This is a genomic window from Vibrio jasicida 090810c, assembly GCF_002887615.1.
GTDB classification, from domain to species: domain Bacteria; phylum Pseudomonadota; class Gammaproteobacteria; order Enterobacterales; family Vibrionaceae; genus Vibrio; species Vibrio jasicida.
This window is the reverse complement of record NZ_CP025793.1, coordinates 652,437-676,195: the sequence shown is the minus strand read 5'-3', so window position 1 is coordinate 676,195 and position 23,759 is coordinate 652,437. Positions and strand designations below refer to the sequence as shown.

The 23,759-nt window shown below is 45.0% G+C and carries 19 protein-coding genes; 13 read left to right on the top strand and 6 right to left on the bottom strand.

Features of this window, described 5'->3' with window-relative positions:
- The first annotated feature begins 12 nt into the window (after positions 1-12).
- Positions 13-447 carry a DUF6795 domain-containing protein gene (locus tag C1S73_RS20650; protein WP_038865057.1) on the top strand — a complete coding sequence of 145 codons (435 nt, stop codon included), beginning with the start codon at positions 13-15 and terminating at the stop codon, positions 445-447.
- Between the two features lie 3 nt (positions 448-450).
- Here the strand turns inward: C1S73_RS20650 and C1S73_RS20645 are convergent, their stop codons facing one another.
- A complete protein-coding gene (locus tag C1S73_RS20645) occupies positions 451-1,317 on the bottom strand; it encodes a LysR family transcriptional regulator (protein ID WP_009706318.1) in 867 nt (288 codons plus the stop codon).
- 107 nt (positions 1,318-1,424) lie between these two features.
- Here C1S73_RS20645 and C1S73_RS20640 point away from each other — a divergent pair, with 107 nt between their 5' ends.
- A complete protein-coding gene (locus tag C1S73_RS20640; RefSeq protein ID WP_005439252.1) occupies positions 1,425-2,681 on the top strand; it encodes an adenylosuccinate synthase in 1,257 nt (418 codons plus the stop codon).
- Positions 2,682-2,844: 163 nt separating this feature from the next.
- Here C1S73_RS20640 and C1S73_RS20635 read toward each other — a convergent pair whose 3' ends face one another.
- Positions 2,845-3,060, bottom strand: a complete 216-nt coding sequence (locus tag C1S73_RS20635) for a hypothetical protein (RefSeq protein ID WP_080774341.1) — start codon at positions 3,058-3,060, stop codon at positions 2,845-2,847.
- A 398-nt stretch (positions 3,061-3,458) separates the two neighbouring features.
- Between C1S73_RS20635 and C1S73_RS20630 the strand changes: the two genes are divergently transcribed.
- Positions 3,459-5,012, top strand: a complete 1,554-nt coding sequence (locus C1S73_RS20630; protein ID WP_425275241.1) for an EAL domain-containing protein — start codon at positions 3,459-3,461, stop codon at positions 5,010-5,012.
- Positions 5,013-5,338: 326 nt separating this feature from the next.
- Positions 5,339-6,403, top strand: coding sequence for an L-asparaginase 2 (gene ansB / locus C1S73_RS20625; RefSeq protein ID WP_038865054.1), 1,065 nt, complete (start codon positions 5,339-5,341; stop codon positions 6,401-6,403).
- A gap of 116 nt (positions 6,404-6,519) precedes the next feature.
- Here ansB and C1S73_RS20620 read toward each other — a convergent pair whose 3' ends face one another.
- A complete protein-coding gene (locus tag C1S73_RS20620) occupies positions 6,520-7,299 on the bottom strand; it encodes an AraC family transcriptional regulator (protein ID WP_038865052.1) in 780 nt (259 codons plus the stop codon).
- Positions 7,300-7,392: 93 nt separating this feature from the next.
- Between C1S73_RS20620 and C1S73_RS20615 the strand changes: the two genes are divergently transcribed.
- On the top strand, positions 7,393-8,604 hold the full coding sequence (locus C1S73_RS20615) for an MFS transporter (RefSeq protein ID WP_038865050.1): 1,212 nt from the start codon (positions 7,393-7,395) through the stop codon (positions 8,602-8,604).
- Between the two features lie 141 nt (positions 8,605-8,745).
- Here the strand turns inward: C1S73_RS20615 and ppsR are convergent, their stop codons facing one another.
- Positions 8,746-9,579 (bottom strand): posphoenolpyruvate synthetase regulatory kinase/phosphorylase PpsR, encoded by an 834-nt coding sequence (gene ppsR, locus C1S73_RS20610; protein ID WP_038865048.1) that lies wholly within the window; start codon positions 9,577-9,579, stop codon positions 8,746-8,748.
- A gap of 180 nt (positions 9,580-9,759) precedes the next feature.
- On the opposite strand from ppsR, the gene ppsA reads away from it, so the two are divergent.
- From ppsA to C1S73_RS20580, 6 genes are all read left to right on the top strand, one after another.
- A complete protein-coding gene (ppsA, locus tag C1S73_RS20605; protein ID WP_038865047.1) occupies positions 9,760-12,129 on the top strand; it encodes a phosphoenolpyruvate synthase in 2,370 nt (789 codons plus the stop codon).
- 183 nt (positions 12,130-12,312) lie between these two features.
- Complete coding sequence (locus tag C1S73_RS20600) at positions 12,313-13,092, top strand: lipid-binding SYLF domain-containing protein (RefSeq protein ID WP_038865045.1); 780 nt, start codon at positions 12,313-12,315, stop codon at positions 13,090-13,092.
- A 117-nt stretch (positions 13,093-13,209) separates the two neighbouring features.
- Positions 13,210-14,031 (top strand): LuxR family transcriptional regulator, encoded by an 822-nt coding sequence (locus tag C1S73_RS20595; protein WP_038865043.1) that lies wholly within the window; start codon positions 13,210-13,212, stop codon positions 14,029-14,031.
- A gap of 81 nt (positions 14,032-14,112) precedes the next feature.
- Positions 14,113-15,369: a tyrosine--tRNA ligase gene (gene tyrS, locus C1S73_RS20590; protein WP_038865041.1), complete on the top strand. Its 1,257-nt coding sequence runs from the start codon at positions 14,113-14,115 to the stop codon at positions 15,367-15,369.
- Between the two features lie 372 nt (positions 15,370-15,741).
- On the top strand, positions 15,742-18,318 hold the full coding sequence (locus tag C1S73_RS20585) for an AAA family ATPase (protein ID WP_038865039.1): 2,577 nt from the start codon (positions 15,742-15,744) through the stop codon (positions 18,316-18,318).
- Positions 18,319-18,631: 313 nt separating this feature from the next.
- Positions 18,632-18,928: a Dabb family protein gene (locus C1S73_RS20580; RefSeq protein WP_038865037.1), complete on the top strand. Its 297-nt coding sequence runs from the start codon at positions 18,632-18,634 to the stop codon at positions 18,926-18,928.
- A 69-nt stretch (positions 18,929-18,997) separates the two neighbouring features.
- On the opposite strand, the gene C1S73_RS20575 is transcribed toward C1S73_RS20580, so the two are convergent.
- On the bottom strand, positions 18,998-20,473 hold the full coding sequence (locus C1S73_RS20575; protein WP_038865035.1) for a DUF1214 domain-containing protein: 1,476 nt from the start codon (positions 20,471-20,473) through the stop codon (positions 18,998-19,000).
- 201 nt (positions 20,474-20,674) lie between these two features.
- Here C1S73_RS20575 and C1S73_RS20570 point away from each other — a divergent pair, with 201 nt between their 5' ends.
- Both C1S73_RS20570 and C1S73_RS20565 read left to right on the top strand, forming a co-directional pair.
- Positions 20,675-21,631 carry an AraC family transcriptional regulator gene (locus tag C1S73_RS20570; RefSeq protein ID WP_244179737.1) on the top strand — a complete coding sequence of 319 codons (957 nt, stop codon included), beginning with the start codon at positions 20,675-20,677 and terminating at the stop codon, positions 21,629-21,631.
- 125 nt (positions 21,632-21,756) lie between these two features.
- Complete coding sequence (locus C1S73_RS20565; protein ID WP_050566668.1) at positions 21,757-22,761, top strand: DUF1214 domain-containing protein; 1,005 nt, start codon at positions 21,757-21,759, stop codon at positions 22,759-22,761.
- 76 nt (positions 22,762-22,837) lie between these two features.
- Here C1S73_RS20565 and C1S73_RS20560 read toward each other — a convergent pair whose 3' ends face one another.
- Positions 22,838-23,752, bottom strand: coding sequence for a LysR family transcriptional regulator (locus tag C1S73_RS20560; RefSeq protein ID WP_038865030.1), 915 nt, complete (start codon positions 23,750-23,752; stop codon positions 22,838-22,840).
- Positions 23,753-23,759: the final 7 nt, after the last annotated feature.

Here is a 23,759-nt window from a genome sequence, read left to right as displayed (position 1 = left end):
GTGACATGAAAAATGAAAGGTGTTTTAAGTCCTTATATATCTGGCTATCTGCGTTTAAATGGCAAGCCCGTTGAGGGCATCAATATCGAAAGGACGATTGTTTTCAAAGGTGTTGTATCTGACTCGACACAATCTAATGCGGAAGGGTACTTTGTTTTTGAAGCCGTGCTATTAGATTCAAAACATCAACATCAGTCATTGCAAGATATTCGAGTAAAGCTGGATCTTAGCACCCAATTTCAAGGTAATGAGATAACGATATGGCAATCAAAAGTCCATTCATTCCACCCGTCTCCCCTTCTGTTCATTTCTCTTGAAAACTTGACCTGCAACTTGGACGCCCCACTCAAAGTCTTCACTTATCCGACAACAAAAACGGAACCCATCACTAATGAAATCTATAGTGTTTGTGAACTTAACGTGCTTAACCTCGAAGAACTGTATTAAGCTTTACCCCACCACAGACACATTCTCAGCTACCCATTTAAGAAGCTGTTTTGCGGCTTTAGACAGCACTTGGTTTTGGCGAACAATATAGCCAAAATCGGTGTTGGGGAAGCTGGGTAATGGCGTCACTTTTCTTGATAGTTTCAATCTTGGATCGAGGGAGAAATCAGGCACAATTGCCGTTCCGAAACCGGCTTCTGCCCAATCAATTTGAGCCTCTACACTGCCCACTTCCATGACTCTATGTTTTGGCAGGTTTAGCTCTGGCAGAGACGCGTCAATCAACTCACGCGTTCGGGTATCGTGACCGAGCAAGATAAGTGTTTGGTTCTCTTCGCTGTTATCTCGCCAATCGAAAATGTTATCGCCGAAAGCACACCAATGAATCTGGGTCAGCGACGTAAAGTGCAGTGGTTGACTCTCTTTCTGCGCAATAACAAAACCGATGTCAGCACGAGCACTTTTTACCAAATCCACCGCTTGCGATGAAGTGGTGTTGAACAGTGCTAAGTCGATACCAGGATACTCGTTTTTGAACTGCTGGAATGGCTTGATAAGTAACAGACGCGAGACAATGTCACTCGCCGCAATCGAGAGCGTTCCTTGCGTTAAGTCATTAATGGCATTGAGATCGGATTGGCAGATTTGCAGCTCATTCAACATGTGTTCGGCAGTGTCTAATAACCGCTTACCCGCCTGAGTCAGTTGTACAGGGTTGCGTTCTATCAACTTGGTACGAGTGGCTTGTTCTAGTTGCTTGATGTGAAGACTGACATTTGGCTGCGTCATGTGCAGTTCAATCGCTGTTTTTCCGAAATGTTTTACTTCTGCCAAGGTGACAAACGTACGTAACCAGTTCAAATCCAACATAGAAAATTACCCGATATGACTTTCTTATCAAGTTAATGAGTATAATTAATTTCTCTTATTCATGCGAGCATCCTAAGATTTTCCGGTCTGTTTTTGGAGAATGAATTATGTCGTCTATCGTTGTTGTGGGTGCAAACTGGGGTGATGAAGGCAAAGGCCGCATCGTTGACTTTTTGGCAGAGCAAGCTTCTGCAAGCATTCGTTTCCAAGGTGGTAACAACGCGGGTCACACCGTAGTTAACGACCTAGGCACGTTCAAGCTGCACCAGCTACCAAGTGGCGTTTTCAACCCTGACTGTTTGGCAGTTTTAGGTCCGGGTATGGTTATCAGCCCTGCGTCGCTGTCTGAGGAGATTGCGGAAGTCGCGGAAGCGGGCGTTAAAGTGAACATGTGCATCTCTGATCGCGCAACACTGTGCCTACCTCTGCACGCACTAGAAGATACGCTAGAAGAACAACGCTTAGGCGACAAAGCATACGGTTCAACTCGTCAAGGTATTGCACCTGCATACGGCGACCGTGTGATGAAAAAAGGCATCCTAGTTGGTTGGTTGAAACAACCAGAAGTTCTAGTAGAACGCATCAAGTTCTGGATGGACTGGAAACTTCCACAACTACGTGCACTTTACCCAACGTTCGAATTCGAGCAAACCGCAGAAGAGATGGCGAACTGGTTGCTAGAAGTATCAGCTCCTTGGCGTGATGCTATCTGCAACGTAACGCTTCCACTAAAAGAGCTGCAAGCAAAAGACCAAACTCTACTGTTCGAAGCACAGTTAGGTGCAGGCCGTGACCTTGTTTACGGTGAGTACCCATGGACAACATCTTCAAACGTTGTGTCTATGTACGCTGGTATCGGTAGTGGTCTTCCTGCTCTGCGTCCAGAGCGTGTTATTGCAGTAGCAAAAGCGTTCAGCTCATCAGTAGGTACTGGTACGCTAATCACTGCAATGGAAGAGCAAGATGCATTCCGTGAACTAGCGGGTGAATTCGGCGCGACAACAGGTCGTCCACGTGACATGGGTTACTTTGATGCAGTCGCGACTAAGAACGGCGTTGAGCTTCAAGCAGCGACTGAAATCGCTCTGACCAAAGTAGACTGTCTAACGGGTCTTAAAGATCTAAAAATCTGTGTTGGTTACGAAGGCGAGCACAGCGAAAACCCAATTTGGCCTCAAACGGCTGCTCTAGCACCAATCTACGAGAAGATGGAAAGCTGGAGCGAAGACATTACTGGTTGTCGTAAATTCGAAGAGCTACCAGTTGCGGCACAAAAATACGTTCTACGTATTGAAGAACTAATGGGCGTGCCAGTGAAAATGGTTTCTGTTGGTCCTGGTCGCGAGCAAATGATTATGCGTTAAGACGTGGATTAACACGTCTATATCCAAGTCACATTAAGTACTTGGTTATATTAGCAAGCGGCTTTTTATCTTTTCCGGGGTAAAGCCGCTTTTTTTTTAACTTATTTATCGTTAGATACATCGAACCAGTGTTGCAGAAAAGAATGCTTGTAGGTTTCTCGTATCAAATACCTAAATCACTCATCGGCCTGACAATCGAACCGTGTTGTTGAGCCAAAAAAGAAAATTCAACTTCCTGCCCACAGCCGCAGTGGAAGTCATATCCCTCCCCAACTAAGAACGGTGTAGTTCGGTCAATAAACCAATCTTTCGATTGTTGAGTATGCAGCTCACCACAGCACGGACAAGTCACTTTAACAGAGTAAATTTTCGCGATCATTTCTCTAACCTCTTGATAGTGGAATATCACACAACGAAAACGTTTGCCGAGACTAAATTAATCGAAGTTATTTGTGTTTTCGTTAGGACATTGTCAGAGCACTCGTGAAAAAATGTGCGTTTCCATCGCATTTTGTGTAAGTCATTTTTTGATGATTATCTACTGAATGAAATGGTAAAAACCGCTCTAAAGCGTTCATGCATGCACATGCATTAAGCTTTAAAAAAAGGTGAATGAAATCGACATTTTTTATTTTAAAATAGTAACTTAGCTATATTTTATAAGATAGCGATCACAGTTTACGCTGACCAAATCCTAAAACTGAGACGGTTAAGATAGTTTTATGTCATTACCTGCTTGCACGATTTAATTCTGTGACCAATCAATTCTTTAAAACAATGTCTAAGAAGTGGAATAATAATTTTCAGTTGGTCGGTGTTGGCCTACTATCATTTACGATTTCAATGTTGGCTTTTATCCCCCTCGCAAATCAACATCATAAAAAGCTCACAGAACAAGCAGTTTCGGCGATCGAAACTGAGTTGCGCGATAATGTGCAGCAATTGCTCCCTTTGTTAGATGACAAGTACTTCCTTAAATCATGCGACGAACTAATTCATGACTTACGAACAAGCATCTTTAGCTTAGGAATGGCGAAAGATATCTCTACGTTCGATCAGAATGGCAATGCTCTATGTACCAGTAGTGAACGACATCCTTCTTTTCGTATCTATTCCAGCATATTGAATCGTTTGGGAGATAGCGACATACATGCTACGTTATCATTTACTCAAAGGGCACTTACCAACAATCAAGCCTTGATCCTTTTCTTCACTGAACAAAAAGATCGAGGTATCAGCGTCGTCTTTCCAAAACAAGTCTTGCAAATATTGGTTGCCGATATCTTCCGCTTTGGTGACATGCATTATCGTATCGACATCATTGATAGAACGGCGATAAACACCATCACTCAAAATGAACTTAGGCAAGAGCAAGCCACATCCAAACTATTACCATTTACCGTCTACTCAACAATAGGCTTTCCATTTTATTGGCAATACTTGGCAAGCAAACTCTGGATCGGACTATTAGGCATGGCTTGTGCTCTGGTCATACACCTATTTTTCTCATCAAAGAAGTTTGCCAAAAACAGTTTAGAATTCTCACTAACACAAGCTATAAAAGGCCGTAATTTGAGCGTGCACTACCAACCAATTGTCGATCAGCGAGATAGAACTGTAATTGGTGGAGAATCATTAGTCCGTTGGAACGATCCAGTACAAGGGTTTATCTCTCCGGGTATTTTTATTCCTTTGGCAGAGAAAGTCGGTTTGATAGACCAAATCACTTACTTGGTTTTAGATAATGCAATCACCATGATCAGCGAAAACAAAATCATGTTCAGTGAGCGCTATATCAGTGTAAACGTGAGTCGCTCTTTGATACTTCGAGGAGATTTTATTAATGAAGTCGAGTCTCGATTGAAGTATCACTATCTAGCCAGTGAACGTTTGGTGTTTGAAATTACCGAAGAGGCTATATTCAATGATGACGAATTTTTGACCTTGCGTGCACACTTGGACCGCCTATCAAGGCTCGGTATCCGTATTGCTGTTGATGATTTTGGTACAGGTTACTCAGGCTTAGATTTCATCACTCAGTACCCATTTGATATCATAAAAATCGATCGTGTCTTTGTGAACAACTTGAGTAACGGACATACCATCCAGCCTTTGCTCGAAGCCATTCATACTCTTTCGCAAACCTTAAATATGTCGGTCATAGTCGAAGGTGTGGAAGATCCTTCTCAACTGAGAGTGTTACATGAGCTTGGGTTCTATAACATTCAGGGGTTCTACTTTTCAAAGCCTATACCAAAACAAGACTTCCTTGAGTACGTACAATCAAGCCAGTCATCCCAGTTGCAAAAACTTCAACCTGTATTTAACTGAAGCACTGACCATTAGAACTACACGGAACTTTGGTTAGGCGGAACTGCCCTACCACTTCCTGTTCCCGACCAGTGGTACAACGGCGCTTCTTTATTTACTAATAAATCAATTACGATTAATCAATTGTTGACCAGATTACTGGAAAGGCTCACTTGTTAATCAAGCACGTCGATTACGTTAACCATCTGATTTGATATTCTTTAAGTGCTTGGTTGATCACTATTTTTATCTGTAAATTGGTGAGGTTGTGCTCAAAAAATCTACCGTACTGTTTTTAGGATAGATAACGCTTCCCCCAACATCTAACCCAAAAACAGGTGATCCCTATGAAGAAAAATCTTTTCCGCCTCAGTGCGATAACACTTGGTTTGTGCTTCAGCTCTTTATCATTTGCTCAGTCGGATCTTCCAAATATAAAGATTCTTGCGACTGGTGGTACGATTGCTGGCGCTGGACAATCAGCCACTGAATCCAGCTACACAGCTGGTAAGGTCGGAGTAGATTCTCTGATCAACGCGGTGCCTAGCATGACAAAGATTGCAGATATCTCTGGTGAGCAGGTTGTCAGTATCGGTTCTCAAGATATGAATGACGAGGTATGGTTGAAATTAGCGAAGCGCGTCAATGAATTGCTCGCGCAAGATGATGTCGACGGTATCGTCATTACTCATGGTACGGATACATTAGAAGAGACAGCCTACTTTCTTGACCTCACCGTAAAAAGCGACAAACCCGTCGTCATTGTTGGCGCAATGCGACCTTCTACCGCGATGAGCGCAGACGGCCCAGTGAACCTCTACAATGCCGTTGTGACCGCAACAGATGAAGACTCACAAGGCCGCGGAGTTTTAGTCGCAATGAACGACACCATATTTGATGCCCGTGATGTCACTAAGACCAACACCACTTCGGTCAGCACGTTCCAATCACCGAACTTTGGTCCACTTGGCTACATTCATAACAGCGACGCGAAATATCAAAGAAGTCCAGAGCGCAAACACACTACTGAAACCACTTTTGACGTATCTAAACTTGATAAACTGCCTCAAGTGGGCATTGTTTATAACTACGCCAACGCGTCTAATTTGCCAGTCAAAGCGTTAGTTGATGCGAAGTTTGATGGTATTGTCAGTGCTGGTGTGGGCAATGGGAACTTATACCATAGCGTGTTTGATGAGTTAGAAAAGGCGAGTAAAGATGGCATCATGGTTGTTCGCAGCTCTCGCACGCCTACTGGGTCTACTACCTTGGACGCAGAAATAGACGACGACAAATATGGCTTCGTTGCATCTGGTACATTGAACCCGCAGAAAGCTCGTATTTTATTGATGTTGTCTCTGACACAAACTAAAGATTATCAAGCCGTGCAAAAGATGTTTGAGTTTTACTGATCACCTAAGTAAAAGGTCAATAGAAGCATGACATAATCTGCAACCAATGAGGGGGCGAATACTATGCCTCCTCAAGGCTTACTCACTATCTCGTTGATATGAATTGCTCTCTGACATCAACGGAAATCTTTCATATATTGAGCAGGAGGTTTACCTAATAATTTTTTGAAAAAAGTGATGAACGCACTAACCGACTCATAGCCTAAATCTTCGGAAATTCGCTGAACACTTTCTCCTTTCGACAGTTTTTGTATCGCGACAATCGCATGTAATTGCGCTCGCCATTGACCAAACGTCATACTCAATTCTTGTTGAACCAACCTTGCTAAAGTGCGCTCGCTCATCGCCAATGATTTCGCCCATTGACCAATGTGTATTTGATTGTTCGGATCATCAATCATCCAATACGCTAATTTATTGAGTCTCGGCTCTCTCGGAATTGGAAAATCAAACCGCTCTGTCGGCATGCTAATAAGTTCATCGATTAAAACTTGAGCTAAACGCCCAACTCGTCCTGCTTCATCATAATCTTTCTCTTCGCTGGCAAGCTTTATGACTAACTCTCGCAATAAAGGAGAAACCGATAAGGTGCACGTTTTATTGGGTAAACCTTGAATAACCGGATCGACAAACAGCATGCAAATATCAGTATTTGCCGCAATATCATTATTGTGGGGAATGTGGCTCGGAATCCACACCGCGCAATGATTTGGCACCATCCAAATCGCATCTTCTATCTGACTCTTTACAAATCCGGTCAAAGGCATGATCAATTGCCCCTTGCGATGCTGATGGTAAGGCACTTCATCTTGCTCGATTTCATGCATCCGTAGCGCAACCACTTTTTGGTGATAGTCATCGGAGTCAAAGTAAGAGCTAGGAAGGGGGTTCGCCATATTTGTCTGTTTTTAGCAATAATATGTCAATATCAATAAATTCAGATTCTAATCGAAGACGTACTATGACGCCACTATCTAGGAGGCGACATTATGTCACATAAAAATAAAGTAAAGCTCAATCATCCTCTGCTCCTGATTCTTGGCATTATGCTTATCGCGAGCACGCTAAGAGCACCAATCACCGGGGTTGGTCCCATTCTTGATTTCATCTCTAAAGACTTAGGACTTTCCCCCACTTTCGCTGGCTTTATTACAACCTTGCCTTTGATCGCCTTTGCAGTATTTTCTCCAGTTTCGTCAGGCGTTGCGCGTAAAGTAGGGCTAGAACCAGCATTGATGTTTGCGCTCGTGGTTATCTCTTTCGGGATTATCCTACGCTCACTTGGGGCAGTTACTATGCTTTACCTTGGCACTCTGTTGATTGGCATTGGTATTGCTTTTGGGAATGTACTTTTACCCAGCCTACTGAAAAGAGATTTTCCTCATAAGGTCACGACACTCACCTCTATGTATGTCTTGATGATGGGCGTCGCATCAACATTCAGTGCAAGCGCAGCGTATCCGATCATGGATTGGGCAACCAAATGGCATATTGACCAAATCCCACACTGGGGATTGTCATTGGCTAGCGTCTTGATTTTCCCAGTTCTTGCGATTGTGCTGTGGCTACCGCAAGTACACCAACATACTCGACCAACGGCAGATACCACTACATTGGAAGGCCATCATTACCTTTGGCGCACACTCGCAGCATGGCAGGTCACGGCTTACCTCGCGCTTAATTCTTTTATGATGTACATCTTCGTAAGCTGGTTACCAAGCATATTGCTTGAAAAAGGTTATTCAGAAAATGAAGCCGGCGTCTTACATGGGGAGCTTCAACTTGCCACTGCTGTTCCTGCTTTGGTTCTTATCCCTCTTATGGCCAGAATGAAAGACAAACGCGGTTTAAGCAGCATGATTTCAGCTTGTGCTGCATTGGGGCTTATCGGGTTAATGCTATTGCCTCAGCTTGCTGTGGTGTGGGTCATTGCGATCGGGTTTAGTCTTGGTGGCGGGTTTATTCTTAGCCTGTCTTTTGTTGGCTTACGCACGCACGACGCACACCAAGCGGCTGCGCTGTCCGGTATGGCGCAATGCGTCGGGTATTTATTTGCCGCCACCGGCCCGATGATTTTCGGCTTTTTGCATGAATCCTTTCATTCTTGGCAAGAGCCTTTGATTTTCCTATTTGCGATTTCCTTGGTATGGACTGGCATCGCTTTCATTGCAGGCAAACCACAAATGATCAAAACCCGTTAAGGCTCCCAGCTTACTTAGTATCAACGCTATGAATTGAGGCAAGATCTCCTTAAAAAGACACACCCATAAGAAAACAAGGTGCCGATATTGGCTATCGGCACCTTGTTAAGTTCTGTCCTCAAGTAATATCCGGAAATGTCCTTAAAATAGGCGACGTTTCATTCCTGCTCTTTCTAATATACGCGTGGTGATTTCTTCCACCGACAGCGATGACGTGTTGATGTAAGGGATAGCTTCTCTTCTGAACAGCGCTTCTACTGTATCAAGCTCCAACTTACATTGCTCAGTGCTGGCGTATTCGCTGCCTGACAAGCGGTTCTCGCGGATTTCATTCAACCGTTCAGGGTTGATGGTTAAACCAAACAGCTTATGACGATGGATTTCAAACTCCGGTAATAAACGCATCATCTTGACGTCTTCGGCGATAAACGGGTAATTCACTACGCGCATACCAAATTGCATCGCCATGTATAGACTGGTGGGCGTTTTACCACTTCTCGACACACCCAGCAAAATAATATCGGCCTCTTCTAAGCCTTTTAAAGTGATGCCATCATCATGAGCAAGCGTGTATTCAATCGCAGCGATTCGGTCGAAATAAGTATCAGAATCTTTACCAACACTGCGTGAACGTTGCAGCTTTGGTTGTGGCTTCATTTGAATGTCGTCTCCTACTTTCTGCACAATGCTCTCTAACACGTCATAACAATTTGCAGGGGCTTTGCGAAGCAATTCACGAAGTTCTGGTACCACAATTGAGAAGAATACCAATGGTTTAACGCCTTCTCGCTGGTAGGAAATTTCAATTTCTTTAATAACATCGGCAACTTTGTCTGGCGTTTCGACAAAAGGAAAGGTTTTTTCATTAGCAATGAAAGGAAACTGACCCAGAACAACATGCCCTAATGTCTCACATGTTATGGCCGTTCCGTCAGAAACATAGAATACATCACGACTTTGGCTATTTATTTGCATTTTTGTTTATTTTTTCAAATTCATTTGAGTAGGATGGTTTACATAATATTAATAAATCAATTTGGCTTGCAATTACGTTCCCCACAGCTTTGAAAATTCCTTGAGAATTTTTTTCAGCCAATACGTAATCGTTTGCCTTTAAGTCCCCCTACAATTGCTGCAATGTTTCTGGAGAAAGACATGCAAAAGAACACCCTCTGGTTCAATGGCCTATCCATGGATGATGTCGACAAAGTCGGCGGTAAGAATGCTTCACTTGGCGAAATGGTTTCTAACCTAGCCAATGTTGGCGTATCAGTACCAAACGGTTTTGCGACCACCTCTTATGCGTTTAATCAATTCCTAGACCACGAAGGTTTGGATGAACGTATTCACCAACTACTTGATGAACTAGACGTTGAGGATGTAGAAGCACTGCGTGAGACAGGTGCAAAAATCCGTCAATGGGTATTAGAAGCGCCATTCCCTGCGGATCTTGAACAAGATATCCGTGATAACTACAAAGAACTGACAGACAATCATCCTGAGATTTCTGTTGCCGTTCGCTCTTCTGCAACTGCAGAGGATCTACCGGACGCGTCATTTGCTGGTCAGCAAGAGACGTTCCTAAACGTAAAAGGCATTGATGCAGTATTAGAAGCGACCAAGCACGTTTACGCTTCTTTGTTCAATGACCGTGCAATTTCATACCGTGTACACCAAGGCTTTAACCACCGTGGCATTTCGCTATCGGCAGGTATTCAACGCATGGTGCGCTCGGACAAAGCCTCTTCTGGCGTTATGTTCACCCTAGATACGGAATCTGGCTTCGACCAAGTCGTATTCATCACCTCTTCTTGGGGCTTGGGTGAAATGGTGGTTCAGGGTGCGGTTAACCCTGATGAATTCTACGTTCACAAACCAATGCTAGAAGCGGGTCAACACCCAATTGTTAAGAAGACCTTTGGCTCTAAGCAGATCAAAATGATCTACTCAGACCGTCAAGAAATCGGTAAGCAAGTTGAGATCATCGACACGTCAGTAGAAGAGCGCAACGCCTTCTCTCTGAATGATGAAGAGATCAAAGAGCTAGCAAAACAAGCGATGATCATCGAAAAGCACTACAAACGTCCTATGGATATTGAGTGGGCAAAAGATGGCATCGACGGCAAACTTTACATCGTACAGGCACGCCCAGAGACAGTATGCTCTCAAAGCGAGCAAAACGTGATTGAGCGTTACGAGCTAAGCAACAAAGCAGATGTGTTGGTTGAAGGCCGTGCAATTGGTCAACGTATCGGTAAAGGCCCAGTGCGCTTAGTCGACTCTTTAGACCAAATGTCATTGGTCCAAGATGGTGATGTGCTGGTGACAGACATGACTGACCCAGATTGGGAACCGGTGATGAAGAAGGCGTCTGCGATTGTCACTAACCGTGGTGGCCGTACTTGCCACGCAGCGATCATCGCACGTGAGCTTGGTATTCCTGCAATCGTTGGTTGTGGTGATGCAACCAGCAAACTGACTGACGGCGAGACCGTAACAGTGTCTTGTGCTGAAGGTGAAACGGGCTACGTTTACCAAGGCGAGCTGGATTTCGAAATCAAACGCTCTGCGGTCGATGAGCTTCCGCTGCTTCCAACCAAAGTCATGATGAACGTGGGTAACCCAGACCGTGCATTCGACTTCGCTCAAATTCCAAACGAAGGTGTGGGTCTTGCGCGTCTTGAATTCATCATCAACAAGATGATTGGTATTCACCCGAAAGCGTTGCTGAACTTCGATGCGCAGAGTGATGAGCTAAAAGCAGAGATCACTGAGCGTATCCGTGGCTACAAAGATCCAATCGATTTCTACGTTAGCAAGCTAACCGAAGGCATCGCGACTATCGCGTCTGCATTCTGGCCAAAACGCGTGATCGTTCGTATGTCTGATTTCAAATCGAACGAGTACAGCAACTTGGTGGGCGGTAAAGGTTACGAACCGCATGAAGAGAACCCTATGCTGGGCTTCCGTGGTGCGTCTCGCTACATTTCTCCAGTGTTTGAAGACTGTTTCGAGCTAGAAACTCAAGCAATCAAACGCGTTCGTAACGAGATGGGTCTGAAGAACGTTGAAATCATGATCCCATTCGTACGTACACCAAGCGAAGCGGCATCGGTTATCGACCTACTGGCTAAGTTCGACCTACGCCGCGGCGACCAAGGTTTGAAAGCCATCATGATGTGTGAGCTACCGTCAAACGCCGTACTTGCTGAAGAGTTCTTGAAGTACTTCGATGGTTTCTCTATCGGTTCAAACGACATGACTCAGCTTACGCTTGGTCTTGACCGTGACTCTGGCGACGTTGCTCACCTATTCGATGAACGCAACCCAGCAGTGAAAGCCATGCTGCAAATGGCCATTGATGCGGCAACCAAAGCAGGCAAATACGTCGGTATCTGTGGCCAAGGCCCATCAGACCACGATGACCTAGCGGAATGGTTGATGGAACAAGGCATCAGCTCTGTGTCATTGAACCCAGATACGGTTATCGATACTTGGTTGAAGCTAGGTAAAGTGAGCAAGTAATACGCTCCTTTCCAACTCGCAATGCAAAGCCCTCAAGCCTCGGTTTGAGGGCTTTTTCTTTGTCTATCATGTCAAAGCTCTGTGAGTTCGTGACGACAATCCCAACCTAAACGGCGTGCTAATTTTCCCTCTGAGATTTTTCACCTAGAATGAAAGAATCTGATTTCATAAAAGAATGGACCTATGAAAAAGCCACTTGCACTTGTTACCGCTTTAACGCTACTCGCCTCTCCGGCTTACGCAGATTGGGACGACATATCTAACAGTCTCTCAGACCTTGGTGACGCCGTCTCTGATACTGCAAAAGACACTTGGGATGACACCAAGGCGTTCTCAAAACAAGCTTGGCAAGATTTCACTAACTGGTCTGAAGATGCGATCAACACCGCGGGTGAATGGACTGATGCCAGCATTGACACCAGTAAAAAGTGGATCGATGATGCCGATAAGAAAATCGATGAATTGATGGAGGGTGATACGCCAGAAGAAGCGCGCCAAGCAATTGATTTAATGGCAGATAGCACCTTACTAAAACTCTTCAATGAGAAACCAGAAGCGAAAGATCTCTACGATAAAGCTTACGGCTATGCTGTGTTTGATTCACGCAAACTGTCGCTGATGTTCCACACTAACTCCGGCTCTGGTGTTGCAGTCAACAAGTCAACGGATAAGCGCACTTACATGAACATGTTTGGTGCGGGTGTTGCCCTTGGTGTTGGCGGTAAGTTCTACCAACAAGTGGTGTTGTTCGAACATGAAAAAGATTTCAACACTTTTGTCGAAGAAGGCTGGGAAGCATCGAGTGAAGCCTCTTTAGTCGCTGGTGAGGATGGCGAAGAAATGACTGCGCAATTCAACAGCGGCGTGGCAGTGTATCAGCTCAACACCACAGGCTTGTTGGTTGATGCGAACGTTTCTGGCTCGAAATACTGGGTCAACAAAGAGCTGACCGATTCGCAGTAATCGCTTGGTTACAATGAATTATTGATGGGGAGCACAACGCTCCCCTTTTTGATCACTTTGGGATATCAGTCTGTTGCGTTATGCTTATCTCAACCTTTATCGCACACTCGAATTCCCATGCCTAACGACGCATTCAACACTCAACTTGCAGAAACAATATCTGCTCTTAATTCACCAAGCTTTACGCCTAAACTGATGCGCGTTATTGCTTCGTTATTGAGTTTTGATTGCGCGGTGATCCTCGGCTACCGCGAAGGCAAACACCCTATCTATCTGTATGATTCAATTGAGAATGAGCGCGAGCTTTTGTTTCAGCGTTACCTCACCACCTCTTTTCAAAACGACCCGTTTTACCAGAAGCTTAACGCCAACAAAGAGCAAGGCATCTTTACGCTCAAAGATGTGGTAAGCAAAGACGTCGCGCGTAACGATCTCGATTACCAAGCCTACTGTCAGCAGTTTTACCATCAAACGGGCTGGAAGGACGAGCTCAGCATGCTGATCGAAATCGAGCCGGCACGTTGGGTGATGCTCTACTTCGGTTTTATGCAAGACGACAAACGCTTCACCAAACCTCAAGTCACCAAGCTCAAATCTTACTTCGCGATTATTCAGTCTTTATGCCAACAACACTGGAAACAAACCGAGTTTACACTCGCCGAACCAGTCTTCAGTTCTAACGCTTATTCAGGACAAATGCGTGCCGCGATTGAATCCGCACTGACATCTTTTGGCCAAACCGTCCTCACCAAACGAGAACAAGAAATCGCGGCATTGATCGCGCAAGGCTTTGACAGCAAAGAGATTGCAACGCAGCTAGATGTTGCAGAAGGCACAGTTAAGAATCACCGTAAACGCATCTACGCGCAGCTAAATGTCGCGTCATTAAGCGAGTTCTTTCAGTTGTTTCTCAACCACCTGATCACTCTATCAAGATAACAAACCGTCCCTTTAGGGATATATCTCGATTCCGCATCGCCTTTTAATCTGAATACAACCAAACCAGATAAAGATAAGACGATGACACTGATTGAAGATTTACAAGCTCGCGGTTTGATTGCCCAAGCGAGCGATTTAGACCAAGTTCAACAACTGCTATCTAAGCCACAAACCTTGTACTGCGGTTTCGATCCAACCGCAGGTAGCTTGCACATTGGCCACCTTGTGCCACTGATTATGCTCAAACGTTTTCAAGATGCAGGACACCAAGCCATCGCCCTGATCGGTGGAGCTACGGGTATGATCGGCGACCCAAGTTTTAAAGCCACTGAGCGAAGCTTAAACTCAGAAGAAACCGTAACGGGTTGGGTACAAGATCTGTCGAATCAAATTCAACAGTTGATGAATAACCAAGTCAGCAAGCCAATGATCATGGTAAACAATGCGGATTGGGTGAAGCAGATTAACGTGATCGACTTCTTCCGCGACGTAGGTAAGCATTTCTCCGTAAATACCATGATCAGCCGAGAGTCTGTTAAACAACGTTTACAACGTCCAGATCAAGGCATCTCATTTACCGAGTTCAGTTACGCACTGCTGCAATCTTACGACTTCGCAGAATTAAACCGTCAGTACGGCTGCCGCCTACAAATCGGTGGTAATGACCAATGGGGCAACATTGTTAGCGGCATTGACCTCACTCGCCGTCAAAATGGTGAGCAGGTCTTCGGTCTAACCTTACCTTTGATCACCAAATCTGACGGCACTAAATTTGGTAAAACCGAAGGTGGCGCAGTGTGGTTAGATCCAAGTAAGACCTCGCCTTACGCTTTCTACCAATTCTGGTTATCCGCGGAAGATGCCGATGTTTACCACTTCCTGCGCTACTACACCTTCTTGAGTTGCGATGAGATTACTGCGATTGAAGCACAAGACAAAGAGAGCAAAGGCAAACCACAAGCACAGCGTATCTTAGCGGAGCAAATGACGCGTTTTGTCCACGGTGAAGAAGGCTTAGCAAGTGCGGAGCGAATCACTCAAGCGCTATTTAGTGGCAATGTGCAGCAGCTAAGTTTGAGCGAGCTAAAACAGTTGGAACTCGATGGCTTACCGAGCATGCAAAGTGCTGAGCAAGACTTGGTCGAGCTTCTGGTTGAATCAGGCTTAGCCAACTCAAAGCGTATTGCTCGTGAACTGATTGGCAACAACGCCATCAGTGTGAACGGCGAGAAAGTTGACGCAGAAAACCCAAGCTTGAGCTTCCCGCTGTTCGATCAGTACTGGTTGCTTCAGCGCGGTAAAAAGCACTTCTACTTGGTGAAACGCATCGCCAATTGATAAAAATTAGCGATCATAGTTACTTTCGCCATAAAGACTTTGGGAATTGTTCCACGTGTTTAAAGTTTGGCTGCATTATTTCTGGTTACCACTCAGCAAATACATCGCTTAGCGAAAAGTGGGAGGCGTTATGGCGATCTTTCGAATTTGTCACGTTTGAAACGCTACCTCTTACGTGCGACCAAGAACAAACAGATATCTTTAACGTTAGAGCTAGCCGCTTTAGTTTGACGAAATAGCCTCTGTCATGAGGCTGTTTTACTTTTTCCTCGAGCACAATGTGTCGCATTGCCACAGAATCAAGTGCAATCAATTGACTACAAATTGAATAGGCGTATAAGTTGTTGCTACACAACGCGTGTGGAGGATAATATGTCGATTGAAAGCGTTGTTAGCTGGGCTAACAAGTTAAAAAAGAACCTTTGGTGGCGTCATGCAATCAGATTGGCTGCTGAGAAAGGTGAATTAAGGACGAATGACTTACAGCTCCTTTTCACCGTTGCAAAGATGGAACATGGCCTAGAGGCGCAGAACGAATCTTATCCAGGCTACATTGCGCCGCTCGACCTTACAGGTTTTGGTGAAGAAGGACAGGCTGTAACCTTAAAGAGTGTTGGTAAAGTTAACCACGTCTCTGCTTTGGTATCAGATGCTCTTCTTGAATTTAACACGAGCGGATTAACAGCCGTTTACGGCGATAACGGTTCAGGTAAGTCGAGCTATTCGAAAATTCTGAAAAATGCTTGCCTAACTCGCGGGGAAACTCCAAACATCTTGTCGAATATCTACTCTGATGTTACCGGCAATCCTGAAGCTGAAATTTCCATTATTATTGATGAAAATCTGCACGAGATCACGTGGGCAAAAGGCAACGCTGCGCGAGAAGACTTGAAGTCTATTCGCATCTTCGACAATACGTCGGCAGCACACTACATTTCTGGTGAAGACACCATCGAATATAAACCTGCAGGGACTAAGCTCCTTTCGCAGTTAATTCGAGCATGTGAGTACGTCCGAAAGGAAAATGAGAGAGATAAACAGCCTTACAATATTTCTCACCCTATTCCTCCATATATGTCTGGTGGAAAAGTGGCGGCATTTCTTTCGACCTTATCTTCAACAACCAAACCAGAAAGTGTTGACGCTCTTTGCCTCACGCAAGAAGAAATTCAATCCATCGAAGTCCATCAAGCTGAGTTGATTAAGCTAAAAACTCAGACGCCAGAGCAGATTCGCAAGTCATACGCCGACCAGCGAAAGACAATGCAGCCTTTACTTGATCACTTTAACAAGCTTAAAGCGAAACTAGATCAAACACACTTTGATGCCATCAAGAAGTCTTATGATGATTACAAGACTAAACAAAATGCAGCTGAGCTCGCTCGCACTCAGGCTGTAGATGGACACGCAATCGAAGGCATTTGCTCACCAGAGTGGAAAGAGATGTGGACTCACATCAGGATTTTCGTGCAAACACATAATGCAAAGCATGTCTTTCCACCAGCTGCGGGGGAACCCTGCCCTACTTGCCTTCAGCCTATTTCTGAAGAGGCAGCAGAGAAACTGAAGTCTTTTAATGATTATCTAAAAGACCGAACTCAGGTTGAAGCAGATAAAGCGAAAGGCTCATTCGACGCTTACATACAAAATCTAAAACTACTTAGGTTTGACCTCCAACCATACGAATTGTCTCTTAACATGATCCGCGACTATAAGCCTGAATACGCCAACAAGATCATTGAGCTCAACAACAAGCTGGAGACCCTCTGCACCAATTTAGTCAAAACGGAGCCTGATTTTACTCAGTTGGAAATTGAGTTTAGTCCGATTGAATGGATTAACGGTCAAATTGAATCTTGGAAAAAGAACGAAGCTGCGGTTGCGACAGATGATGGCTTGACTCAACAGGTTAAACAACTCATTGATTTGATTACAGAGCTCGAAGAGCGCAAAAGCTTCACGGCGATTAAGCAGAACGTCATTAAAGAGATCGACCGCAAGGGGATGGTCATTCTGTTTGATAACGTGAGCAAGTCTTGCCATACAACATCTGTCACAGGTCAAGTTACTAACATCGCAAAGAGTGGTGCGATTGGCAATCTTGAAGCGGCATTCAGCAGCGAACTGAAAAAATTAGGCTTCCAGAACTTCGCTGTTGGCACGAAAACTAGAGGTTCCCAAGGTAAGCAGTTGCTCAAACTTAACTTAACTGGCAAAACAAACGGAATTTCTGATGTCGCGAGCGAAGGTGAACAGAAATGCGTAGCACTCGCCGGTTTTATGGCAGAGTTAACAGTTGATGACAGAAAATCAGCGATTATTTTCGACGACCCTATCAACTCTCTCGACCACAACTGGCGTCGCTTGTTCGCTGATCGTATCGCTCAGGAAGCTTTGGCGCGTCAGGTTATCGTGTTTACGCACGATATGGCTTTCTTGAAGATGTTGGAGGAGTCCACTGGAATAGCTCAAGCTGAATTGAACATAATTTCTATCCGAAAACTGGGTGATATAGCTGGTTATCCACTCCAAGAGCCTCCTTGGGATGCCAAGAATACAGGCGCTCGAGTTGGTGAATTAAAGAACCTTGCACCTAAACTCAAAAAAATGGAAGCATCAGGTGATTTCAGTTACGAAATGTACGTTAAACATGGCTATGGTTTAATGCGTGAAACCTATGAACGTCTTGTTGAAGAGTGGCTACTGAGAAAGGTTGTTGAGCGATTTGGCCGCGCGGTTAAGACTCAGAGTTTAAAAGAGATTGTCGACGACGTAACCTCTGAGGATAACGATATAATTAACGCTGCAATGTCTAAGTGCAGTACCTATATGTGTGGTCATGACAACGCGACAGGTTTAGCAGTTGATTGCCCTCGAGCGAGTGAGTTTGAGAAAGATGTGAATGATCTGGATGCATACTTCAAAGCATTGAAACAACGACGAAAATAATAATAACTAGAGCGCTTCGGCGCTCTTCTTTTAGGATAAGTTTTGAGTTGAAATCAGAAAAGCTCTAGATTTAATTCACGACAGGTGGAATGTTTGCATTAATTTGATGTTGATTGCTCTTGCAAGCGTCAAGGGTTAACGATTCCCATCTAACGACCTACGACCTCCGACCTAGCTAGACCAACAAAAACGCGAGCCAAAGTGCTCGCGTTTTTGATTCCCTATTTTGTGAAGCCAAAAGCTAACTTTAGAGTGGATGCCCGTTATAGTGTTGTTCTTCAAACACAACAAAATATAACAACAGCTCAAAACCATGGTCAGACACATTCTACTCATCAAATTTAAAGCATCTGCCACCAGCGAAAAAATCCAACAACTTCGAGAGCTATTCGAAGCCATGCCAACGAAAGTGGAAGGTGTAACCGACGTTGAATGGGGCTTAAACAACAGCCCAGAAGGAAAGAGTAAAGACTACACACACGCCGTGATGATGACATTTGCTGATGAAGCAGGTCGTCAGAACTACCTACCTCACCCAGAGCACGATGCATTGAAAGAGGTATTTAGACCACTGCTTGAAGACATCATCGTGTTTGATTACGAAATCTGACTCTCTCAGGTGAATGTTCGGACAATTAAAAAGCCACCACGACAATTTTCATCATGGTGGCTTTTCGGGTTATTTCACGTGTTTAAAGTTTGGCAGAATCGTTTCTGGTTTCTGCTCAACAAACGCCTTGCTTGGTGAGTAAGCGCGGAAATACACAAACCAGTTTTCATCTGGTCGAGTTTGTACCCAGTTTGCTTCATTCACACCTTTTGGCTTGGTTGGTGAAAAGTGGAACGTGTAGTTACCGTCTGCGTCTTTCACTGTGCCCGGAACGTTTGAGCCGACATCCGCACGTTGAATATCATTATCGATGATGGCGCGGTTTTCCACGTTGTACACCGTAATGGTCCAGAACAAATCGGCGTAGTTCACATCGCCATCTAATGTCAGCGTGTAGTGATTGCTACCATTTAGGCCATAGCCTTCGCCGTCACGATAGTTATCAAGGTATATCTGACCCCAGCCACCATTTTCAAAACCATGCATCGCAATGTCGTTCGTCACCGCTTCATAAAACCATGCCGCGCGACCATCGAGATCCATGCCATAAGCGCGATCTTGGTTTGGTGTTGATGCTGTTGCGACTTCCCAACGGTTCCCTTCAGGCCCATATTCCGATTGATGTAAACGACCCGTTTTGTTGAAGTCGATATTCTTAGTCATGGCCTCACCAAGCACTACCGCTTCTTTCATTATCTTCACTTGCTCGGCATTTGGCTCGAAAGGTTTACCCTTCTCAATACCCAATGGACGCAACATGTCATGCATCATGCGATCGCGTTCTGCAACAGGTTCTGTTTGAATGGCTTCGTTGAGCACTTGCCAAAACTCCATACCATGTGGGTGTTTCGCATCGAGACCTTTTTTCGGGAAGTTAACACCTCGATCGCTAAGGGGTTTGCCATCCAGATGCGTGATAGACATCGACTCCAAGTCCGTCATGCGCTGTTTCTCGGTTTTCGCCATTAAACGCACACCAAAGAAGACATAGTTGGTATCCGATTCAAGTACCACCGCATCTTTTGGTAGGTTCTTCGGTGTTTCGCTGCCCTTGGCTTTTATCACGTATGTGCCTGGTTTAGTCATCTGTGCAATGCCAATCTGCCACATGGTATGCACCGCGCCACGCAGTTCATCGGTCGGGATGTTCACCACTACGGGCTCTTTCTCTACGTTAAACCATGTAATCGCGTAAGGCGTTGAGGTGTTATAAGTTAAGCCGCCCAATTTGGATTGATGTGATGCCACATAAGTAATTTGGCCATCTTCTGAGCCCATTTTTTCATACGCCGCCTTCCACGCGTAGTTAGACGTCAGCGGAATAGACCAAATGTAAGCTTGTGTCGCGCGCTGAAAATCCATCAGATTAAACAATTTCTTTGAGCTTTCTTCTGTTGGAATGCCATTGAGCACGCTGGTTTCAAAAGCAAAATCACCAGAGCGGGTGTGCATGTTCTCAATCTTGATGTTGTTGTCTGCGTTTGCGCAGCTGGTTAAAGCGGCAAATATCAAACCAGAGATAAGGGTTTTCGTTACTTTTTTCATGTCTATTCTCTACTCGTCGTTTCAGGCGGTATCGGGAGGATGAGGTTGAAATCAGCCATTTCTTGACCAACTCAATGTGGCGCAGTATAAAAACAAGCCAAGACTGAAAATTGACATTTTGAGAATATTTGAGTGAAAAACGAATATCGATTGAGCGCGTTATACCTCTCTGCTTTTCCTAGATTGTGCAGACGATATGGTGTGGAGCCTCAAACCTTAACCTCAAAGCTCAATATTCAAATCTCAACCTTACACGATGAAAACCAAGAGCTTAGCCACCAGCAATTTGCAGAACTGCTGAACTTGGCCGCCAAAGAGACTAAAGACCCGCTGTTCGCCCTAGAGCTCAGTACCTTGATTGACTACCAGTCTTTGGACATCGCTATGTTGCTGATTGCCAGTCAGGAATCTCTCGCAAACATCTATCCGGTCTTATTTGGCCTATACAGCTATCAGCAACGTGCTTCTCGCCATCAACTTGATATTCGTGAAGACATTGCTCGCCACTTTACTCAGTTCTTATTCGAACCCAATGTCGATACAAGCCAACACGCTTTGCTTTCTATCGGAGGCATTATTACAACGTTCAAGATGGTATTGGGCGAACGGTTGAAGTTGCATCAAGTGCATTTTAAAGCGCGCTACCAAGGTGAATCAGGAGCACAACATCAAACACAAATAGAACGTCTTGAACGCTTCTTTGGATGCAAGGTGATATTGGGTAGTCAGTTTGATGGTTTTGAGTTCCCCAAAGCCCTACTCGCAGAAAAGCCCGATTTGGAGATGACCATCACCAATCAAATGCGACGCAAAGTCTCTCATGGTCTTCAACATCACAACACGCTATTGGAAATCACCACCAACTCTATTCTGCTATTGCTTCCTCTCAGTGATATCAGCAAAACCTTGGTCAGCAAAATGCTCGGCATCCACCCCAGAACGTTGCAGAACTTGTTGAACAAAAATAACCTCACCTACCGAGATATCGTGAATTCAGTTCGCGACACCGAGAGTAAGAAGCTGCTCACCAACAGCGAATATCCAATCCGCACCATTGCTGACATGCTTTGCTACGCTTCTGCCGATTCTTTTATCCGACAGTTCAAACGCACCAATGGCATCACCCCTTTGCAATATCGAAAACAGCATCGCGTGTGACGGTTGGCAATCCGAGCTTGCAATTCGATTTAGTTATTACCTGAATTACATCAATTCATTTCTTTCATCACAGGCATATCGATAAAGTGAGGTCATCTGTTAATGACGACCTCAAGGTAAGCGACATGAAAAAGACCATCTTAGCGACTCTTATTGCCATCACCTCTATGCAGACCATGGCAGCCGTTAAAGTGACCGACGAAAACTTCGCCCGTGCAGAAACTGACCTGTACTTCACTCAACAACTAGAGCGCCAACCAATCAATGTGTTTGACCACAACCGAGACAGCGTCACCGTTGATAATCAGATGATCATTCGCTCAAATACCGACTTACTCTACTCGACAGCCGTGGTCGATGTGTCGAAAGGGGCCACTTTCCGTTTAGCGAAAGGTGATGCTTACCAAATCATGCATTTCTTCAACAACAATCACGACAACCACATGGCGATTTATGGTGGTGACGAGATCTACATTGATTCGAAAATTGCAGGCTCGGATTACATTTACATCTTAATGCGTACCGCTACGACGGCTGGCATGGAAGAAGCACATCGCTTACAAGATGCCGCCGTGATTAATGCAAAATCCGCAAAACCATTTAAGCCAGCACAAGATTGGGACAGCGCCTCTCGCGACGCGGTGCGTGCGAAATGGGAGAAGCAAGTCAACACGATTAAGACTGAAGAAGCCTTCACTACTGGCATTACTGCAACACCAGATAACAAGCAATTTATGATTGGTACCGCTGTGGGCTGGGCTGGCTTACCAGCAGAGTACGCGGTGTACTCTTCACGAGCAGGTACTGGCAAAGTTGAGTGTGCTGACATCACCTTCGATAAACCGTCACTGAGCTATGAAAAAGGCGGTTACTGGTCTATCACCGCATATTCAGGCAAAGGCTGGTTGATGACGGATAACAACAGCGCAGACTCAACCTCCGCTGTACCAAACAAAGATGGCTCTTACACCATTCACTTCGCACCGAAAGGCGAGACTTGTGGTGCCGCGAATAACGTGATTGAAGTGAACGATGCGGGCTGGAATTTCGCGCTGCGCGCTTATCGTCCAAGTGACAAAGCCAAAGCGATTGAGGAAATGCACAACTTCCCGAACGTGACGGCAAAATAACGCAGAACAGGCTTAATCTCTTCAGACCAAGCCTCTGAGAACACACCTCTAAGAACAAGCCTCTCGATGGAGAGGCTTATTGTTTTTCTTGGATGATGGTTTGAGAAGTGGTGATGATTTTTCGTTTGAGCCACTGATGCATCGGGTGCATGCGCTTATTGTGCGATTCCACCAGCACAATATTTTTAAGTTCATCTGGGGTGTGATTAGGGAAAGAGACATATCCAAACTCACCGCGCAGATAATGGGCAAGCTGTCGAGAACAAGGCAAGATGATCTCACTCTGCTTAACTACATCGAGCAAGGTATGCAAATAGGAGCTTCGCGCTTTTACTTTCAACACTTCACTTGAAAGGTGCTTAGCAATAAAGGGCTGAGTATCATTCCAACCCGGCACCACCAAACTGGCGTATTCTGCTTGATTGATTTCAGCTTGAGACAAGGTCTTTCCTGCCAACGGGTGGTTGATTTTCACTAACCCAACAAAATCATCTTCACCAATCACTTGGTGGGTAAATTGCTTATTGGTGTCGATTGGCGAGTAGTTGATGGCCGCTTGAATTTCGCCATCGAGCAACTTTTTGAGTGTTTGAGAGCCCCAATTCACTATGTTTACTTGTGCGTTTGGTGCCTCTTCAATCACCGCGAGACACAAGCGTGCACCGAGCCAATTGGAGATAAAGCCATTAATCGCAATGGTAATGTTCCCTTGGTAGTCGGTAGGCTCAAACGTTGGCGAGTCAAGAATCACCTCATCCAAACTCTCCATGATCATCGGCAGCTTGTCACCCAACTCAAGTGCACGAGGCGTTGGCTTTAAGCCAGAGTGAACACGAGTAAACAACTCATCATCAAAGTAATCACGCAGCCTTCCCAACGCTTTGCTGACTGCAGGTTGGCTCAACGCTAATTGGTCACCCGCAATACGCGTGTTCTTGGTTTCAAGTAACACCAGAAAGATGCGAAGTAAGTTGAGATCCAGTTGCTTCATCGTGATT

What these genes read in the sequence shown, in the direction of transcription:
- C1S73_RS20640 (WP_005439252.1), top strand. Translation starts at nt 1,425, where the DNA reads ATGTCGTCTATCGTTGTTGTGGGTGCAAACTGGGGTGATGAAGGCAAA.
- ppsR (WP_038865048.1), bottom strand. Translation starts at nt 9,579, where the DNA reads ATGCAAATAAATAGCCAAAGTCGTGATGTATTCTATGTTTCTGACGGA.
- tyrS (WP_038865041.1), top strand. Translation starts at nt 14,113, where the DNA reads ATGACACTGATTGAAGATTTACAAGCTCGCGGTTTGATTGCCCAAGCG.
- C1S73_RS20645 (WP_009706318.1), bottom strand. Translation starts at nt 1,317, where the DNA reads ATGTTGGATTTGAACTGGTTACGTACGTTTGTCACCTTGGCAGAAGTA.
- C1S73_RS20585 (WP_038865039.1), top strand. Translation starts at nt 15,742, where the DNA reads ATGTCGATTGAAAGCGTTGTTAGCTGGGCTAACAAGTTAAAAAAGAAC.
- C1S73_RS20575 (WP_038865035.1), bottom strand. Translation starts at nt 20,473, where the DNA reads ATGAAAAAAGTAACGAAAACCCTTATCTCTGGTTTGATATTTGCCGCT.
- C1S73_RS20560 (WP_038865030.1), bottom strand. Translation starts at nt 23,752, where the DNA reads ATGAAGCAACTGGATCTCAACTTACTTCGCATCTTTCTGGTGTTACTT.
- C1S73_RS20580 (WP_038865037.1), top strand. Translation starts at nt 18,632, where the DNA reads ATGGTCAGACACATTCTACTCATCAAATTTAAAGCATCTGCCACCAGC.
- ppsA (WP_038865047.1), top strand. Translation starts at nt 9,760, where the DNA reads ATGCAAAAGAACACCCTCTGGTTCAATGGCCTATCCATGGATGATGTC.
- C1S73_RS20650 (WP_038865057.1), top strand. Translation starts at nt 13, where the DNA reads ATGAAAGGTGTTTTAAGTCCTTATATATCTGGCTATCTGCGTTTAAAT.
- C1S73_RS20635 (WP_080774341.1), bottom strand. Translation starts at nt 3,060, where the DNA reads ATGATCGCGAAAATTTACTCTGTTAAAGTGACTTGTCCGTGCTGTGGT.
- C1S73_RS20565 (WP_050566668.1), top strand. Translation starts at nt 21,757, where the DNA reads ATGAAAAAGACCATCTTAGCGACTCTTATTGCCATCACCTCTATGCAG.
- C1S73_RS20595 (WP_038865043.1), top strand. Translation starts at nt 13,210, where the DNA reads ATGCCTAACGACGCATTCAACACTCAACTTGCAGAAACAATATCTGCT.
- C1S73_RS20620 (WP_038865052.1), bottom strand. Translation starts at nt 7,299, where the DNA reads ATGGCGAACCCCCTTCCTAGCTCTTACTTTGACTCCGATGACTATCAC.
- C1S73_RS20615 (WP_038865050.1), top strand. Translation starts at nt 7,393, where the DNA reads ATGTCACATAAAAATAAAGTAAAGCTCAATCATCCTCTGCTCCTGATT.
- C1S73_RS20630 (WP_425275241.1), top strand. Translation starts at nt 3,459, where the DNA reads ATGTCTAAGAAGTGGAATAATAATTTTCAGTTGGTCGGTGTTGGCCTA.
- C1S73_RS20600 (WP_038865045.1), top strand. Translation starts at nt 12,313, where the DNA reads ATGAAAAAGCCACTTGCACTTGTTACCGCTTTAACGCTACTCGCCTCT.
- ansB (WP_038865054.1), top strand. Translation starts at nt 5,339, where the DNA reads ATGAAGAAAAATCTTTTCCGCCTCAGTGCGATAACACTTGGTTTGTGC.